The sequence below is a fragment of the Bradyrhizobium sp. JHI2711 genome (assembly GCF_056156565.1).
In genome coordinates this window covers 138,684-152,943 of the sequence record NZ_JBPZPT010000002.1, presented here as the reverse complement: position 1 = coordinate 152,943, position 14,260 = coordinate 138,684, and the positions used below count along the sequence as shown (strand labels likewise).

15 protein-coding genes and 1 tRNA gene are annotated in these 14,260 nt (G+C 64.6%); 10 read left to right on the top strand and 6 right to left on the bottom strand.

Going from position 1 to position 14,260, the window contains the following annotated elements; genetic code table 11:
- Window positions 1-29: 29 nt before the first annotated feature.
- From ugpB to ACTEK7_RS13225, 3 genes are all read right to left on the bottom strand, one after another.
- Window positions 30-1,346: a sn-glycerol-3-phosphate ABC transporter substrate-binding protein UgpB gene (ugpB, locus tag ACTEK7_RS13235; protein ID WP_036009146.1), complete on the bottom strand. Its 1,317-nt coding sequence runs from the start codon at window positions 1,344-1,346 to the stop codon at window positions 30-32.
- Between the two features lie 283 nt (window positions 1,347-1,629).
- A complete protein-coding gene (locus ACTEK7_RS13230; protein ID WP_036009143.1) occupies window positions 1,630-2,832 on the bottom strand; it encodes a CaiB/BaiF CoA transferase family protein in 1,203 nt (400 codons plus the stop codon).
- Between the two features lie 179 nt (window positions 2,833-3,011).
- Window positions 3,012-3,437 carry an organic hydroperoxide resistance protein gene (locus ACTEK7_RS13225; protein ID WP_036009140.1) on the bottom strand — a complete coding sequence of 142 codons (426 nt, stop codon included), beginning with the start codon at window positions 3,435-3,437 and terminating at the stop codon, window positions 3,012-3,014.
- A gap of 155 nt (window positions 3,438-3,592) precedes the next feature.
- Here ACTEK7_RS13225 and ACTEK7_RS13220 point away from each other — a divergent pair, with 155 nt between their 5' ends.
- Window positions 3,593-4,051 (top strand): MarR family winged helix-turn-helix transcriptional regulator, encoded by a 459-nt coding sequence (locus ACTEK7_RS13220; RefSeq protein ID WP_074447577.1) that lies wholly within the window; start codon window positions 3,593-3,595, stop codon window positions 4,049-4,051.
- Between the two features lie 3 nt (window positions 4,052-4,054).
- Here the strand turns inward: ACTEK7_RS13220 and ACTEK7_RS13215 are convergent, their stop codons facing one another.
- The 3 genes from ACTEK7_RS13215 to ACTEK7_RS13205 form a co-directional block, all read right to left on the bottom strand.
- On the bottom strand, window positions 4,055-4,291 hold the full coding sequence (locus tag ACTEK7_RS13215; RefSeq protein ID WP_225142425.1) for a GIY-YIG nuclease family protein: 237 nt from the start codon (window positions 4,289-4,291) through the stop codon (window positions 4,055-4,057).
- A 158-nt stretch (window positions 4,292-4,449) separates the two neighbouring features.
- Window positions 4,450-4,525 (bottom strand) — tRNA-Ala (locus ACTEK7_RS13210).
- Window positions 4,526-4,619: 94 nt separating this feature from the next.
- The gene (locus ACTEK7_RS13205) at window positions 4,620-5,027 is read right to left on the bottom strand and encodes a TIGR02300 family protein (protein ID WP_036009126.1); all 408 of its coding nucleotides are present in this window, start codon (window positions 5,025-5,027) and stop codon (window positions 4,620-4,622) included.
- 158 nt (window positions 5,028-5,185) lie between these two features.
- On the opposite strand from ACTEK7_RS13205, the gene aroA reads away from it, so the two are divergent.
- The 9 genes from aroA (at window position 5,186) to trpA (ending at window position 14,214) form a co-directional block, all read left to right on the top strand.
- On the top strand, window positions 5,186-6,523 hold the full coding sequence (gene aroA, locus ACTEK7_RS13200) for a 3-phosphoshikimate 1-carboxyvinyltransferase (protein WP_225148348.1): 1,338 nt from the start codon (window positions 5,186-5,188) through the stop codon (window positions 6,521-6,523).
- Window positions 6,520-7,158, top strand: coding sequence for a (d)CMP kinase (gene cmk, locus ACTEK7_RS13195; protein ID WP_036009123.1), 639 nt, complete (start codon window positions 6,520-6,522; stop codon window positions 7,156-7,158). Before aroA ends, cmk begins: the two co-directional genes overlap by 4 nt.
- A gap of 266 nt (window positions 7,159-7,424) precedes the next feature.
- Window positions 7,425-9,131, top strand: coding sequence for a 30S ribosomal protein S1 (gene rpsA / locus ACTEK7_RS13190; protein WP_036009120.1), 1,707 nt, complete (start codon window positions 7,425-7,427; stop codon window positions 9,129-9,131).
- A 378-nt stretch (window positions 9,132-9,509) separates the two neighbouring features.
- Window positions 9,510-10,490 carry a signal peptide peptidase SppA gene (gene sppA, locus ACTEK7_RS13185; protein ID WP_036024439.1) on the top strand — a complete coding sequence of 327 codons (981 nt, stop codon included), beginning with the start codon at window positions 9,510-9,512 and terminating at the stop codon, window positions 10,488-10,490.
- A 172-nt stretch (window positions 10,491-10,662) separates the two neighbouring features.
- Window positions 10,663-10,968 carry an integration host factor subunit beta gene (locus ACTEK7_RS13180; RefSeq protein WP_025032949.1) on the top strand — a complete coding sequence of 102 codons (306 nt, stop codon included), beginning with the start codon at window positions 10,663-10,665 and terminating at the stop codon, window positions 10,966-10,968.
- A gap of 82 nt (window positions 10,969-11,050) precedes the next feature.
- Window positions 11,051-11,443, top strand: coding sequence for a lipopolysaccharide assembly protein LapA domain-containing protein (locus ACTEK7_RS13175; RefSeq protein ID WP_225148384.1), 393 nt, complete (start codon window positions 11,051-11,053; stop codon window positions 11,441-11,443).
- Between the two features lie 67 nt (window positions 11,444-11,510).
- The gene (locus ACTEK7_RS13170; RefSeq protein WP_036009115.1) at window positions 11,511-12,170 is read left to right on the top strand and encodes a phosphoribosylanthranilate isomerase; all 660 of its coding nucleotides are present in this window, start codon (window positions 11,511-11,513) and stop codon (window positions 12,168-12,170) included.
- On the top strand, window positions 12,167-13,381 hold the full coding sequence (trpB, locus tag ACTEK7_RS13165) for a tryptophan synthase subunit beta (protein WP_057027852.1): 1,215 nt from the start codon (window positions 12,167-12,169) through the stop codon (window positions 13,379-13,381). The genes ACTEK7_RS13170 and trpB overlap by 4 nt, the downstream gene beginning before the upstream one ends.
- A complete protein-coding gene (trpA, locus tag ACTEK7_RS13160) occupies window positions 13,378-14,214 on the top strand; it encodes a tryptophan synthase subunit alpha (protein ID WP_036009108.1) in 837 nt (278 codons plus the stop codon). Before trpB ends, trpA begins: the two co-directional genes overlap by 4 nt.
- Window positions 14,215-14,260: the final 46 nt, after the last annotated feature.

Sequence of the window (14,260 nt, the reverse complement as noted above, 5' to 3'; positions counted from 1 at the left end):
GCCGGGGGACCGGCCTGCCGCTTGTCGCCTTACTTCACGGCGGTCTTTTCGAACTGGCGCAGCATGGTGTTGCCGCGCTCGACGGCCGCGTCCAGCGCCTGCTTGGCGGTCTTCTTGCCGGCCAGCGCCTGCTCGATCTCCTCCGCCCAGACGTCACGGAGCTGCACCATGTTGCCGAGGCGCAGGCCGCGCGAATTCTCGGTCGGCTCCTTGTTGGTCAGCTCGAGCAGCGGCGTCTCCAGATAGGGCTGATCCTTGTAGAAGCCATCCGCCTTGGCCTTCTCATAGGCCGCCTTGGTGATCGGCAGATAGCCCGAGGCCTTGTGGATGTAGACTTGGCGATCGGTGTCCGAGAGGAAGGAGAAGAATTTGGCGACGCCCTTGTAATCGTCCGCCGGTTTGCCGCCCATTACCCAGAGCGAGGCACCGCCGATGATCGAGTTCTGCGGCGCGCCCTTAGCGTCCGGGTAATAGGGCATCGGCACCGCGGTGAAGGCAAACTTGGCCTGCGCCTTGACGTTGCCGAAGAACGCGGACGAGGTCAGGTAGAGCGGACATTCGCCCGACGTGAAGCGGCCTTCGCCGGTGTTGGTGCGGCCGGCATAGTCGTAGGTCTTGTCCTTCTGGAGCTCGACCAGATTTTCGAGATGCTTGACCTGGAGCGGACCGTTGAAGGACAGCACGGTGTCGAAACCGTCGAGGCCGTTGGCCTTGCTGGCGAGCGGCACGTTGTGCCAGGCGGAGAGCTGCTCGAGATTGACCCAGGTGACCCAGGAGTTGGAGAAGCCGCAGGTGGCGTGGCCGGCCGCCTTCAGCTTCTTGGCGGCGTCGAACACTTCGGGCCAGGTCTTCGGCACCTCGACATTCGCTTTCTTCAGTGCGTCGAGATTGACCCACATCACGGTCGAGGACGAGTTGAACGGGAAGGACAGCATCTCGCCCTTCGAGGTCGAGTAATAGCCGGTGATCGCAGGCAGATAGGCCTTCGGATCGAACTTCTCGCCGGTCTCGGCCATCAGCTTGTAGACCGGCTTCACGGCGCCGGTCGCGGCCATCATGGTGGCGGTGCCGACCTCGAACACCTGCATGATGTGCGGCGCGTTGCCGGCGCGGAACGCGGCGATGCCGGCGTTCATCGTGTCGGCGTAGTTGCCCTTGTAGGTCGGGATCACCTTGTAGTCGCTCTGCGTGGTGTTGAAATCGTTGGCGAGCCTGACGATGACGTCGTTGTTGGCGCCGGTCATCGCGTGCCACCATTGGATTTCGGTCACGGCAAGCGCCGGCGACGCGCCGAGACCAATTGTGAGTGCGACGGCCGCCGCCGTGCCAAAATGTCGAAGAGCCATCAAGAACCTCCCTTGCCCGTCACTAAAGAAGCGCTTGCGCTAGCAGCGCCATATGACGTTCACATGACTGTGTAAGCGGGAGAAACGAAAGCAGCAAGCGCGGCCAAATGGGAAGTCGTCAAATAGGCCAAGACCGAGCCGTCAGCCAACTCCGTTCGCGCTGCACATGCGTGCGCGCGCCGCAGTGCGGCATTGAGATGAGGCATTATCGTGCCGCGGGCTCCGAACCTCTCCCACTTGCAAGCGGGAGAGGGAGCGCACCACCGTTGACGCTCGCCTTAGCTCAGCGTTTCCGCTCGGGACCGCAGACCGTGCCTTTTTCGACCATCGCGTCGATCTCGGCCTTGGAGTAGCCGAACTCGCCCAGCACCTCGGCCGCGTGCTGGCTGAATTTCGGCGGCACGCGGCGCAGGCTCGGCTTGCTGCGGTCGAGCCGGATCGGCGAGGCAACGCCCTTGTACCAGTCCTTCTCGATAATATCGCCACGCGCGATCGTGTGCGGATTGGTCAACGCCTGGTCGATCTTCTGCACGGGACCTGCAGGCAGGCCGGCCGCGAGCAGGCGGTTGCACAGCGGCTCGGCCTCGTGCTGGCTGAACACGGCCGCAAGCTCGGCGCGCAGTGCCTCGCGATTGGCGATGCGGTCCTTGTTGCGGGCAAAGCGCGGATCGGTGCCGAGCTCGGGCTTGCCGATCTCCTTCGCCAGCTTGCGGAAGGTGCCGTCATTGCCGACGCCGATGAAGATGTTGTCGGTCTTGGTCGGGAAGATCGCGTAAGGCACGAGGTTCGGATGCTCGTTGCCGGTGAGACCAGGCGGCTTGCCATGCATGAAATAATTCGCGGTGTGCGGATGCATGATGGCAAGGCCGGTCTCGTACAGCGTCGTCTCCAGGAACTGGCCCTTGCCCGACCGCTGCCGCTCCGACAGCGCCATCAGGATGCCGATCGCCGCATAAAGTCCGGTGGTGATGTCGACCAAGGGCACGCCGATCCGCATCGGCCCGCTCTCGGGCGAGCCGGTCGCTGCGATCATGCCGGTCATGGCCTGGATGATGGCATCGTAGCCGGGGTTGCCGCCGCGCGGGCCGTCGGCGCCGAAGCCGCAGATCCGGCAATGCACGAGGCGGGGATATTTCTTGCTGAGGACGTCGTTGCCGATGCCCCATTTCTCCAGCGTGCCCGGCTTGAAATTCTCGATCAGGACGTCGGCGGTCTCCAGCATCTTGAGCAGCACGATTCGGCCGCCCTCGGAGGCGAGGTCGAGGCCGATCGAGCGCTTGTTGCGGTTGATGCCGACGAAATAGGCCGCATCCTCCTCGTGGAACGGAGGGCCCCATTCGCGCACCTCGTCGCCCGCGGGCGGCTCAACCTTGATCACGTCGGCGCCGTGGTCGGCGAGGATCTGGGTGCAGTAGGGACCGCCGAGCACGCGCGTGAGATCGATGACGCGCAGTCCGCTCATGGCGCCCGTTGCTGCTTCAGTCATGCCTTCGCTTCCCCTGTGTCGATCATTGGATCACAGGCCTAGCGAGGTTTGTTTGCGCCAGCAATGGCGCCGAGCGTGGAGCCGTATGCGCCGCCGTGCAGCCATGCCGCAGCGTGGCAAATTCAGTCGGATGCGGCCGGCCCGAGGGGCATCCCGGGCCAGCCAATCCGCGCTGCCGATCAGACCACCGTCAGGCGAACGTCGACATTGCCGCGCGTGGCATTGGAGTACGGGCACACCTGGTGCGCCTTCGCGACCAGCGCCTCGGCGTCTGCGCGGGCAAGGCCCGGCAGCGAGACCGCGAGGTCGATATCGAGGCCGAAGCCGCCCTCGGAGCGCGGGCCGATGCCGACGGTCGAGGTGACCGAGGCGTCGGCAGGCACCTTCGGGCCGCCCTGCGAGGCCACGAACTTCATCGCGCCGATGAAGCAGGCGGCATAGCCGGCCGCAAACAGCTGCTCGGGATTGTTGCCAGCGCCGCCGCCACCGCCGAGCTCCTTCGGCGTGGTGAGCTTGACGTCGAGCGCGCCGTCGAGGGTCGCAGCATGGCCGTCGCGGCCGCCGGTGGCCTTGGCGCTGGTCTTGTAGAGGACGTTCACGGACATTGTCGTCTCCTCGGGTCTTTCCGGGTTGGGGTGCAAGCTTTATCGCAGACAATTAGATTGCGCGCAATATAATTCGTCGCGCCTCACATTTAATTGTTCGCAATTGAATGTGGCGCCGGTCGGGACCAGAATGGGAGAAACGCGCAGGATTCTTCATGGCCCGGAAATCAACGGCGGTAGACCCGCTTCGTCTCGACAACCAGATTTGCTTTGCGGTCTATTCCGCTACGCACGCCTTTAACCGCGTCTACAAGCCGCTGCTCGATCGGCTCGGCCTGACCTATCCGCAATATCTGGTCATGCTGGTGCTGTGGGAGCGCGACGACGTGCCGGTCAAGGAGATCGGCGAGAAGCTGTTCCTGGATTCGGGCACGCTGACGCCGCTGCTCAAGCGGCTCGAGGCCGCTCATCTCGTCAGGCGCACCCGCTCGCGTGAGGACGAGCGCCAGGTTCTGATCGCCCTGACGCCGCAGGGCCATGCACTGAAGGAAAAGGCCCGCAGCGTGCCGCAATCGATCCTGGCGGCATCGGACTGCTCGGTGTCGGAGCTGGTCGCGATGAAAGACGAGATCGTGGCGTTAAGGGATCGGCTGAATGCGGTGATCGGGGAGTAGGGGCTAAAGCCGCTTCTTGGCGAAGGAGCGGCCTGATGCTGACTTCAAGTACTTTTCGAATGCGACGGCCTGCTTCTCGTCGCTGAATGCGACGTAAGTCTTGAGCCGCCAAGGTCCGTATTTCGAAGTGTGGGGCACCTCGCCAGCATTGTGCTTTGCCAGTCGGGCGCGGAGGTCGTCAGTGATCCCGACATAGAAGTGGAGAGAATCAAGGCTCTCAAGGATGTAGACGTACTTCACGGGCACACTCCTCGGTAGGCGAGGAGAGCTTACACCCGCTCTTGTTTTGCTGAAGCCCGGCTTCGCCCTTCGGGCTTCGCCGCGGCAGCCTTCGCTAGCTTCGCCACGAGGGAGCGGAGCTGGCTTGCCGAGCCGTAGCTGGCGAAGCCAGCGAAGGCTGGTGGAGCCAGGCGGGATCGAACCGCCGACCTCTTGCATGCCATGCAAGCGCTCTCCCAGCTGAGCTATGGCCCCTTAACCCTAGACGGAGTGAACCTGGTCGATCACCCCGGACCGGCGAGCCTTCCGACTCGCGCGGTGCACCCTTTTTCACAGATCAGGGCTGATCTCAAGTCTCTTCATCACCGCCGACATCACCAATGATGTCGGTCACGTCCTCATCGCCCTCTTCTTCGTCGGCAATGAAGGTCGAATCGTCGTCATCATCGTCATCGAGGGTCTCGTCGACCTCGATATCGTCCTCCGATTCGGGCACGACCGCCTTGACCTTGCCGGTGTTCTCCTCGGCATCGGCCTCCTCGAGCGAGACCAACTCCTCGGTCTCCGCCGGCTCCGGCGCGTTGTCCTGGGCCATGTTGCGGGCCTCGGCCGCACGGGGGCCGCGGGCAGGAGCGACCGGGGCGATCGGCACCACTTCGCCGGTATAGGGCGAGATCACCGGATTCTTGTTGAGGTCATAGAACTTCTTGCCCGTGGTCGGGCAAATACGTTTGGTTCCGAGTTCGGACTTGGCCACGGCAGGAATCCTGGGAATGTCTGAAAAGCGGTGCTTCACTTGGCTAGTTGGCGGCCCGCTGTCAATAGCGCATTACGGGAGAACGACATGCCCGTGACGGGGCGCGGACCATGTGGTACCTGCGCGCCAGCCCACCGGGCCTATTCAAGGACACAATCTTGACCCATTCCGATCAACCGAGGCCGCTCCAGTCTCGCGCCAGCGGTCCCCTGACCGGGAAAGTACGGGTGCCCGGCGACAAGTCGATCTCCCACCGCGCCCTCATCCTGGGCGCGCTCGCGGTCGGCGAGACCAGGATTTCGGGCCTGCTCGAGGGCGAGGACGTCCTCAACACCGCCAAATCGATGCAGGCGCTGGGCGCCAGCGTCGAGCGCACCGGCGATTTCGCCTGGACCGTCAACGGCGTCGGGGTCGGAGGCTTGGCCCAGCCCAAGGCAGCACTGGATTTCGGCAATTCCGGCACCGGCTGCCGGCTGGTCATGGGCGCCGTCGCCGGCTGCCCGATTTCGGCGGTATTCGACGGCGACGCCTCGCTGCGCAGCCGTCCGATGCGCCGGATCCTCGATCCCCTGGAAAAGATGGGTGCCAGGGTCACCGCCGGCGGCGAGGGCGGGCGCCTGCCGCTGACCCTCCAGGGCGCGCGCGACCCCCTGCCGATCGTCTACGAGACCCCTGTCGCCTCGGCCCAGATCAAATCGGCCGTGCTGCTGGCGGGCCTCGCCGCTCCCGGCACCACCACGGTCATCGAGACCGAGGCCAGCCGCGACCACACCGAGCTGATGCTGAAGCATTTCGGCGCCGACATCACCTCGGTCCAGGAAGGCCGGCACGGCCGCCGCATCACGCTGGTGGGCCAGCCCGAGCTGCATGGCGCCAATGTCGTGGTGCCCGCCGATCCCTCTTCGGCCGCCTTCCCGATCGTCGCGGCGCTGATCGTGGAGGGCTCCGATGTCGTGCTGTCCGACGTCATGACCAATCCGCTGCGCACCGGGCTGTTCACCACGCTGCGCGAAATGGGCGCCTCCATCGAGGAGAGCGAAGTGCGCGGCGATGCCGGCGAGCCGATGGCGCGCTTGCGCGTGCGGGCGTCGAAGCTGCGCGGCGTCGAGGTGCCGCCGGAGCGCGCGCCGTCGATGATCGACGAATATCTGGTGCTGGCGGTGGCGGCGTCGTTCGCCGAAGGCACCACGATCATGCGCGGCCTGCAGGAGCTGCGCGTCAAGGAATCCGACCGGCTTGAAGCCACCGCCGCCATGCTGCGCGTCAACGGCGTCAAGGTCGAGGTCTCCGGCGACGATCTGATCGTAAGGGGTCGCGGCCACGTCCCGGGCGGCGGCACTGTCGCCACCCATATGGACCATCGCATCGCGATGTCCGCGCTGGTGATGGGCTGCGCCTCCGATCAGCCCGTGACCGTCGACGACACCGCCTTCATCGCCACCAGCTTTCCGGATTTCATTCCGATGATGCGTTCGCTAGGGGCCGAGTTTTCATGATCATCGCCATCGACGGGCCCGCGGCTTCGGGCAAGGGGACGCTCGGCAAGCGTCTCGCCCACCATTACGGCTATCGTCATCTCGATACCGGCGTGATCTATCGCGCGGTCGCCTACGCCTTGATGCAGGCGGGGCACGATCTCAACGATGAGGCGGCCGCGGTGCAGGCCGCGTTGGAGCTCGATCCCGAAAAGTTCGGTAATCCTGCGCTGAAGACCCAGAAGGCCGGCGAGGGGGCCTCGATCGTCTCGGCAATCCCTCGGGTTCGCGAGGTCCTGGTCAATTTCCAGCGCCAGTTCGCCGCCGATCCGCCCGGCGCCGTGCTCGACGGCCGCGATATTGGAACCGTGATCTGCCCCCATGCCGACGTGAAGATCTTCGTGGTCGCCGACCCCAAGGTCCGCGCGCGGCGCCGCACCATGGAGGCCAAAGCGCGGGGCGAGGAGGCGGACGAGGCGGCCGTGCTCGCCGACATCCTCCAGCGTGACGAACGTGACAAGAATCGGCCGATTGCGCCTCTGAAACCGGCCCCGGATGCTTACTTGCTAGATAACTCCCAACTGGATATAGAAGGCGGCGTCCGGGCCGCCATCGACATTATCGAGGCTGTCCGAGCGGGCCGGTCGCGGGGTTAAGCCGCCGCCGTCATTGGAGGAAGTGCCCGCTCCCGCTCTTTGAGGTCGATACGCTTCGTCCCGGTTTCGGGACCGGCGCGATCCAGGTTCCGGACAAGCTTTCAACGTATCGAACGCGCGGGCCTCAGCCGGCCCGCTTCCGCTGTTCTGGTCGCCAGATCGGGGCAACGAGCGGTCGCTCGAAGGTCTTGCGGACCTTCCGACACTGCGCGCGCGATGCGCCCATGAACCCAACGGCCGGCAAGACATCCGCAACTGGAGAACAAATGGCTTCGACTTCTGCTGATACCTATAGCCCGTCGCGCGACGATTTCGCCGCGATGCTCGACGAGTCCTTCGCAGGTGGCAACCTGCAGGAAAGCTCCGTCGTCAAGGGCAAGGTGGTTGCAATTGAAAAGGACATGGCCGTCATCGACGTCGGCCTGAAGACCGAGGGCCGCGTTGCCCTTCGCGAATTTTCCGGCCCCGGCCGTGAGAGCGACCTCAAGGTCGGCGACGAGGTGGAAGTGTTCCTCGATCGCATCGAAAACGCCCTCGGCGAAGCCGTGCTGTCGCGCGACAAGGCGCGCCGCGAAGAGAGCTGGGGCAAGCTGGAGAAGGCGTTCCAGAACAACGAGAAGGTCAACGGCGTCATCTTCAACCAAGTCAAGGGCGGCTTCACCGTCGACCTCGACGGTGCCGTGGCCTTCCTGCCGCGCTCGCAGGTCGACATCCGTCCGATCCGCGACGTTGCGCCGCTGATGAACAACTCGCAGCCGTTCCAGATCCTGAAGATGGACCGCCGTCGCGGCAACATCGTCGTGTCCCGCCGCACGGTGCTCGAAGAGACCCGGGCCGAGCAGCGCCAGGAGCTGGTGCAGAACCTCGAAGAGGGTCAGGTCATCGACGGCGTGGTCAAGAACATCACCGATTACGGTGCGTTCGTCGACCTCGGCGGCATCGACGGCCTTCTGCACGTTACCGACATCGCGTGGCGCCGCGTCAACCACCCGACCGAGGTGCTCTCGATCGGCCAGACCGTGAAGGTCAAGATCATCAAGATCAACCACGAGACGCACCGCATCTCGCTGGGCATGAAGCAGCTGCTGGACGATCCGTGGCAGGGCATCGAAGCCAAGTACCCGCTGGGTGCCCGCTTCACCGGCCGCGTCACCAACATCACCGACTACGGTGCGTTCGTCGAGCTCGAGCCGGGCATCGAAGGCCTGATCCACGTCTCCGAGATGTCGTGGACCAAGAAGAACATGCACCCCGGCAAGATCGTGTCGACCTCGCAGGAAGTCGACGTGCAGGTGCTGGAAGTGGATTCCGTCAAGCGCCGCATCTCGCTCGGCCTCAAGCAGACCATGCGCAACCCCTGGGAGGTCTTCGTCGAGAAGCACCCGACCGGTTCGGTGGTCGAGGGCGAGGTCAAGAACAAGACCGAGTTCGGTCTGTTCCTGGGACTCGAGGGCGACGTCGACGGCATGGTCCACCTCTCCGATCTCGACTGGAAGCTTCCGGGCGAGCAGGTGATCGACAACTACAAGAAGGGCGACATGGTGAAGGCCGTGGTGCTCGATGTGGACGTCGAGAAGGAGCGCATCTCGCTCGGCATCAAGCAGCTCGAAGGCGATCCCTTCGCCGAGCCGGGCGATGTCAAGAAGGGTGCGGTCGTGACCTGCGAAGTGCTCGAAGTGAAGGAAAGCGGTATCGAGGTTAAGATCGCCGGTACCGACTTCACCACCTTCATCAAGCGATCCGAGCTCGCCCGTGACCGCAACGACCAGCGCGCCGAACGCTTCGCCGTCGGCGAGAAGGTCGATGCCCGCGTCATCCAGTTCGACAAGAAGGCCCGCAAGGTCCAGGTGTCGATCAAGGCGCTCGAAGTCGCCGAAGAGAAGGAAGCCATCGCGCAGTACGGCTCCTCGGATTCGGGTGCGACGCTGGGCGACATCCTCGGCACCGCGCTGAAGAACCGCGACAGCAAGTAAGCGAAACGTCCGTTTTGCGACATCAAGGCCCCGGCGCAAGCCGGGGCTTTTTTGTTGCTGTCTCCACGAACTCCGCTGTCGTCCCGGACAAGCGACGCGAAGCGGAGCGCCGATCCTGGACCCATAACCCCAGGGAGAAGTTTGAAGAAGACTCGGAGTTGCCAGCTCGCTCGACGACTCCTCCTTGGGGTTGTGGGTCCCCGCCCCCGTGCGCAATTGCGCACTAGGCGGGGACGACACCGAATATGTGACCGCTCCTGCCACACCGCTGCCAGGCCTTGTTTTCTTCAAATTGGCCCGCAATTGATGTATCGAGATAAGCCAATGGTCACGCCGTGACGGCACAACGCGCCTGATCTTTCATTTGGAGATATTCCGATGTCGCTGGATTCGGACATCATCGTCGATCGCCGCAGGATCCGCCGCAAGCTGACGTTCTGGCGGGTGATGGCGGCGCTGATCGCGATCGCGGCGATTGCAAGCTTCGCGCTGATTGCGACGCCCGGTGCACGCGGCACCCTCGCATCCGCCGGCTCGATCGCGCGCGTCCAGATCGAGGGATTGATCCGCAGCGATTCCGACCGCACGCAGGCGCTGGAGCGGCTCGAGAATTCGCAGGCCGCCGCCGTCATCGTTCACATCAACTCGCCCGGCGGCACCACCGCCGGCTCCGAGCAGCTCTATGACTCGCTGGTCCGTCTCAAGGCGAAAAAGCCGCTGGTGGTGGTGGTAGAGGGGCTGGCCGCCTCCGGGGGCTACATCACCGCGATTGCGAGCGACCACATCGTCGCCCAGCAAAGCTCCCTGGTCGGCTCCATCGGCGTGCTGTTCCAGTACCCCAACCTCTCCGAGCTCATGAAGACGATCGGCGTCAAGGTCGAGGAGGTGAAGTCCTCGCCGCTGAAGGCGGCGCCCAACGGTTTTGAGCCGACCAGTCCCGAGGCGCGCGCCGCGCTCGATGCGCTGGTGAAGGATTCCTATGCCTGGTTCAAGGGAATGGTGAAGGAGCGGCGTGGCATGGATGACACGCAGCTCGAAAAAGTCGCCGACGGCCGCGTCTTCACCGGGCGCCAGGCGATCGATCTCAAGCTGATCGACCAGATCGGCGACGAGAAGACGGCCGTGACCTGGCTGGTCGAGCAGAAGGGCGTCAAGAAGGGGCTACCGGTGCGCGACTACAAGCTGCAGCCGCGCTTCGGCGACCTGCCGTTCCTGAAGACGGCGGCCGCATTGACGCTGGAAGCGCTCGGTTTGGGCTCGATCGCGCACCAGATCGGGCAAACCGGCGTCGCGCAGGCGGTGGATCGGCTCGGAATGGATGGAATGCTGGCCTTGTGGCAGCCGGCTGCGTCCAACTGACCGTCGGCAGGCGAGTTTCAGAGCTTTTTCGCGTCTGACGCGTGCTGGCGCAGCCTGCTTTTTCGGCATTTGTCACGCATTTTCACGACGCCCATCCTTGATTTAGCGTCTTGACAGATCACGGTATTTTCACGGAAATGGTCATCCGCACGCTCCCGGGTCCTATCTCTCGATGATCAAATCCGAACTTGTTCAGCGTATCGCCGAGCACAACCCGCATCTGTACCAGCGGGATGTCGAGAACATTGTGAATGCGATTCTCGAAGAGATCGTAGCGGCGCTTGCACGCGGTGACCGCGTCGAGCTGCGCGGCTTCGGTGCCTTCTCGGTCAAGCATCGCCCTGCGCGCGCAGGGCGCAATCCACGCACCGGCGCCCATGTGCCCGTCGATCAGAAGAGCGTTCCGTTCTTCAAGACCGGCAAGGAAATGCGCGAGCGGCTGAACCGCGACCATCCGGATCCCGGCGGCGTAGACTAGAGCGCGATGTGAGCGCGCTTTGGGGTTTTTCGCGGTCGCACAGGATGCGGCCGCAAGCTTGATTGAAGGCGAGCGAAGCCAGATGCGAAAGTTCCTGACCGCGCTGATCGTACTTCCGCTGGGCCTGATCCTGGTGGCGTTCGCCGTCGCCAACAGGCATTTCGTCACGGTCTCCTTCGACCCCTTCATTGCCGACGACCCCTCGCTGTCGATCACCCTGCCGCTGTTCCTGTTGCTGATCCTGGCGGCGGCCCTGGGCGTTGTCGCGGGCGGCTCCGCCGTCTGGATCGGCCAGCGGCGCTGGCGGCGCGCGGCGCGCCTGAATGACGCGGAGGCCCGGGCCGTCAGGGCCGAACTGGCCGATCTGCGGGCCCAGGCGACGGCAGCGAAGGCGGAGTCCCAGCGCCTTCCCGTTCCCTCCGGGATGGGCCTGTACGGGCCCGTCGGGCGAGACAAGCAGCGCGCGACGTTGTAGAAGCGGCCCCGACCGAAAAGCCCCGTTTTCCGGCCGCGGACCCGCGGCCTCTACCCGCTTTGAGACCATGTCCCTGCTCGTCAAGATCTGCGGCCTGTCCACGCCCGAGACGCTCGAAACGGCGCTCGAGGCGGGCGCCGACATGGTCGGGTTCGTGTTCTTTCCGCCGTCGCCCCGGCACCTGTCCCTGGAACTCGGCCGTGACCTCGGCCGTCAGGTCAAGCGGCGCGCGCTCAAGGTGGCGCTCACGGTCGATGCCGATGACGCAACGCTCGACAACATCATGGACGCGCTGTCGCCGGACATCTTCCAGCTCCACGGCGGGGAGAGCGTGGCGCGGCTGCGCGACCTCAAGCAACGCTTCGGCCGCCCGGTGATGAAGGCGGTCCCGGTCGCGACAGCGGCCGATCTCGCGGTGCTGCCCGGCTACGCCGCGGTCGCCGATCGCATCCTGTTCGATGCGCGCGCGCCGAAGGACGCGACGCGGCCCGGCGGCCTCGGGGAGCCCTTCGACTGGCACCTGCTCGAAAAGCTCGATCTGAAACTGCCCTATATGGTTTCGGGGGGGCTGCACGCCGAGAATCTCGCCGAGGCCCTTCGTGTCACCCGCGCCAGCGGCGTCGACGTGTCCTCGGGCGTCGAGAGCGCGCCCGGCGTCAAGGATCCTGACATGATCAAGGCCTTCATCCGCGCCGCGCGCGCCACCCAAGAGTTAAGCGTCCGATGAACATTGCCAAGCCAAACTCCTACCGCAGCGGCCCCGACGATCGCGGCCATTTCGGCATTTTCGGCGGACGCTTCGTCGCCGAAACCTTGATGCCGCTGATCCTCGACCTGGAGAAGGCCTACACCGCAGCCAAGGCCGATCCGGCGTTTCAGGCCGAGATGAACGGCTATCTCAAGAATTATGTCGGCCGGCCCTCGCCGCTCTATTTCGCCGAGCGCCTGACCGAGCATCTCCGCGGCGCCAAGATCTACCTCAAGCGTGAAGAGCTCAACCACACCGGCTCGCACAAGGTGAACAACGTGCTCGGCCAGATCATGCTGGCACGGCGCATGGGCAAGAAGCGCATCATCGCCGAGACCGGCGCGGGCCAGCACGGCGTTGCCACCGCGACGCTGTGCGCGCGCTTTGGCCTCGAATGCGTGGTCTATATGGGCGCCGTCGACGTCGAGCGGCAGCAGCCCAACGTCATCCGCATGGAGATGCTGGGTGCCAAGGTGATGCCGGTGCAGTCGGGCACGCGCACGCTGAAGGACGCCATGAACGAGGCGCTACGCGACTGGGTCACCAACGTGCACAACACCTTCTATTGCATCGGCACGGTGGCCGGTCCGCATCCCTATCCGACCTTGGTGCGCGATTTCCAGTCGGTCATCGGCGACGAGACCAAGGCGCAGATGCAGGAGATCGAGGGGCGCCTGCCGGATTCGCTGGTGGCCTGTATCGGCGGCGGCTCCAACGCGATGGGCCTGTTCCATCCGTTCCTCGATGATTCCTCCGTGGAGATCTTCGGCGTCGAAGCCGCCGGCCATGGCCTGACGCAGCTGCATGCGGCCTCGATCGCGGGCGGCCGCCCCGGCGTGCTTCACGGCAACCGCACCTATCTCTTGATGGATGCCGACGGCCAGATCCAGGACGCGCATTCGATCTCGGCCGGTCTCGATTATCCCGGCATCGGCCCTGAGCATTCCTGGCTGCACGAGGTCGGCCGCGTCAATTATCTCTCCGCGACCGATGACGAGGCGCTCGCCGCGTTCCAGCTGCTGTCAAAGCTCGAAGGCATCATCCCCGCGCTCGAGCCCGCGCATGCCATCGCCAAGGTGATGGAGCTCGCGCCGAAGCGGCCGCGGGACCACCTGATGGTCGTCAATCTCTCCGGCCGCGGCGACAAGGACGTCCCGCAGGTCGGCGACATCCTGAGGGGCAAGAAGTGACCACGCGTATCGATACCCGTTTTGCCGAGCTGAAAAGCCAAGGCCGCGCGGCCTTTGTCACCTATGTGATGGCCGGCGATCCCGATCCCGCGACCTCGCTCGAGATCGTCAAGGCGCTGCCGAAGTCCGGCGCCGACGTCATCGAACTCGGCATTCCCTTCACCGATCCGATGGCGGATGGTCCTTCGATCCAGGCTGCAGGCCTGCGTGCGCTCAAGATCGGCATGACCTTGAAGAAGACGCTGGAGCTGGTGCGCGACTTCCGCAAGGACGACAATGTCACGCCGCTGGTGCTGATGGGCTATTACAATCCGATCTACATCTACGGCGTCGACAAGTTCTTGGCTGATGCCAAGACGGCCGGCGTCGACGGCCTGATCATCGTCGATTTGCCGCCGGAGGAAGACGACGAGCTCTGCATTCCCGCGCTGAAGGCGGGGCTCAACTTCATTCGCCTGGCGACGCCGACCACTGACGACAAGCGCCTGCCTGCGGTGCTCGCGAACACATCAGGCTTTGTCTATTACGTCTCGATCGCCGGCATCACCGGTGCGGCGGCGGCGGACGCCAATGCCGTCGGCGAAGCTGTCGCGCGCATCAAGCGGCATACCAGGCTGCCGATCTGCGTCGGTTTTGGCATCCGCACGCCGGAGGCGGCGCGCGCCATTGCCGAGAAGGCCGATGGGTCGGTGGTCGGCACCGCGCTGGTCGACGCCCTCAAGAACAGCCTCGATGCCGAGGGGCGGGCGACCGCCAAGACCGTTAACGCCGTCGCCGAATTGACGGCCGCTCTGGCCCAGGGCGTCAAGGGCGCGCAGCAGGCGGCGGAATAGGCCATAATTCCGCTGTAGCTCTTTAGTTTGAGCATGATCTGGTCGG

Excerpts from the sequence above, each read along its gene's own strand:
- ACTEK7_RS13220 (WP_074447577.1), top strand. The coding sequence starts at position 3,593 with ATGGCCCGGAAATCAACGGCGGTAGACCCGCTTCGTCTCGACAACCAG.
- ACTEK7_RS13180 (WP_025032949.1), top strand. The coding sequence starts at position 10,663 with ATGATCAAATCCGAACTTGTTCAGCGTATCGCCGAGCACAACCCGCAT.
- rpsA (WP_036009120.1), top strand. The coding sequence starts at position 7,425 with ATGGCTTCGACTTCTGCTGATACCTATAGCCCGTCGCGCGACGATTTC.
- ACTEK7_RS13170 (WP_036009115.1), top strand. The coding sequence starts at position 11,511 with ATGTCCCTGCTCGTCAAGATCTGCGGCCTGTCCACGCCCGAGACGCTC.
- cmk (WP_036009123.1), top strand. The coding sequence starts at position 6,520 with ATGATCATCGCCATCGACGGGCCCGCGGCTTCGGGCAAGGGGACGCTC.
- ACTEK7_RS13175 (WP_225148384.1), top strand. The coding sequence starts at position 11,051 with ATGCGAAAGTTCCTGACCGCGCTGATCGTACTTCCGCTGGGCCTGATC.
- ugpB (WP_036009146.1), bottom strand. The coding sequence starts at position 1,346 with ATGGCTCTTCGACATTTTGGCACGGCGGCGGCCGTCGCACTCACAATT.
- sppA (WP_036024439.1), top strand. The coding sequence starts at position 9,510 with ATGTCGCTGGATTCGGACATCATCGTCGATCGCCGCAGGATCCGCCGC.
- ACTEK7_RS13225 (WP_036009140.1), bottom strand. The coding sequence starts at position 3,437 with ATGTCCGTGAACGTCCTCTACAAGACCAGCGCCAAGGCCACCGGCGGC.
- trpB (WP_057027852.1), top strand. The coding sequence starts at position 12,167 with ATGAACATTGCCAAGCCAAACTCCTACCGCAGCGGCCCCGACGATCGC.
- ACTEK7_RS13230 (WP_036009143.1), bottom strand. The coding sequence starts at position 2,832 with ATGACTGAAGCAGCAACGGGCGCCATGAGCGGACTGCGCGTCATCGAT.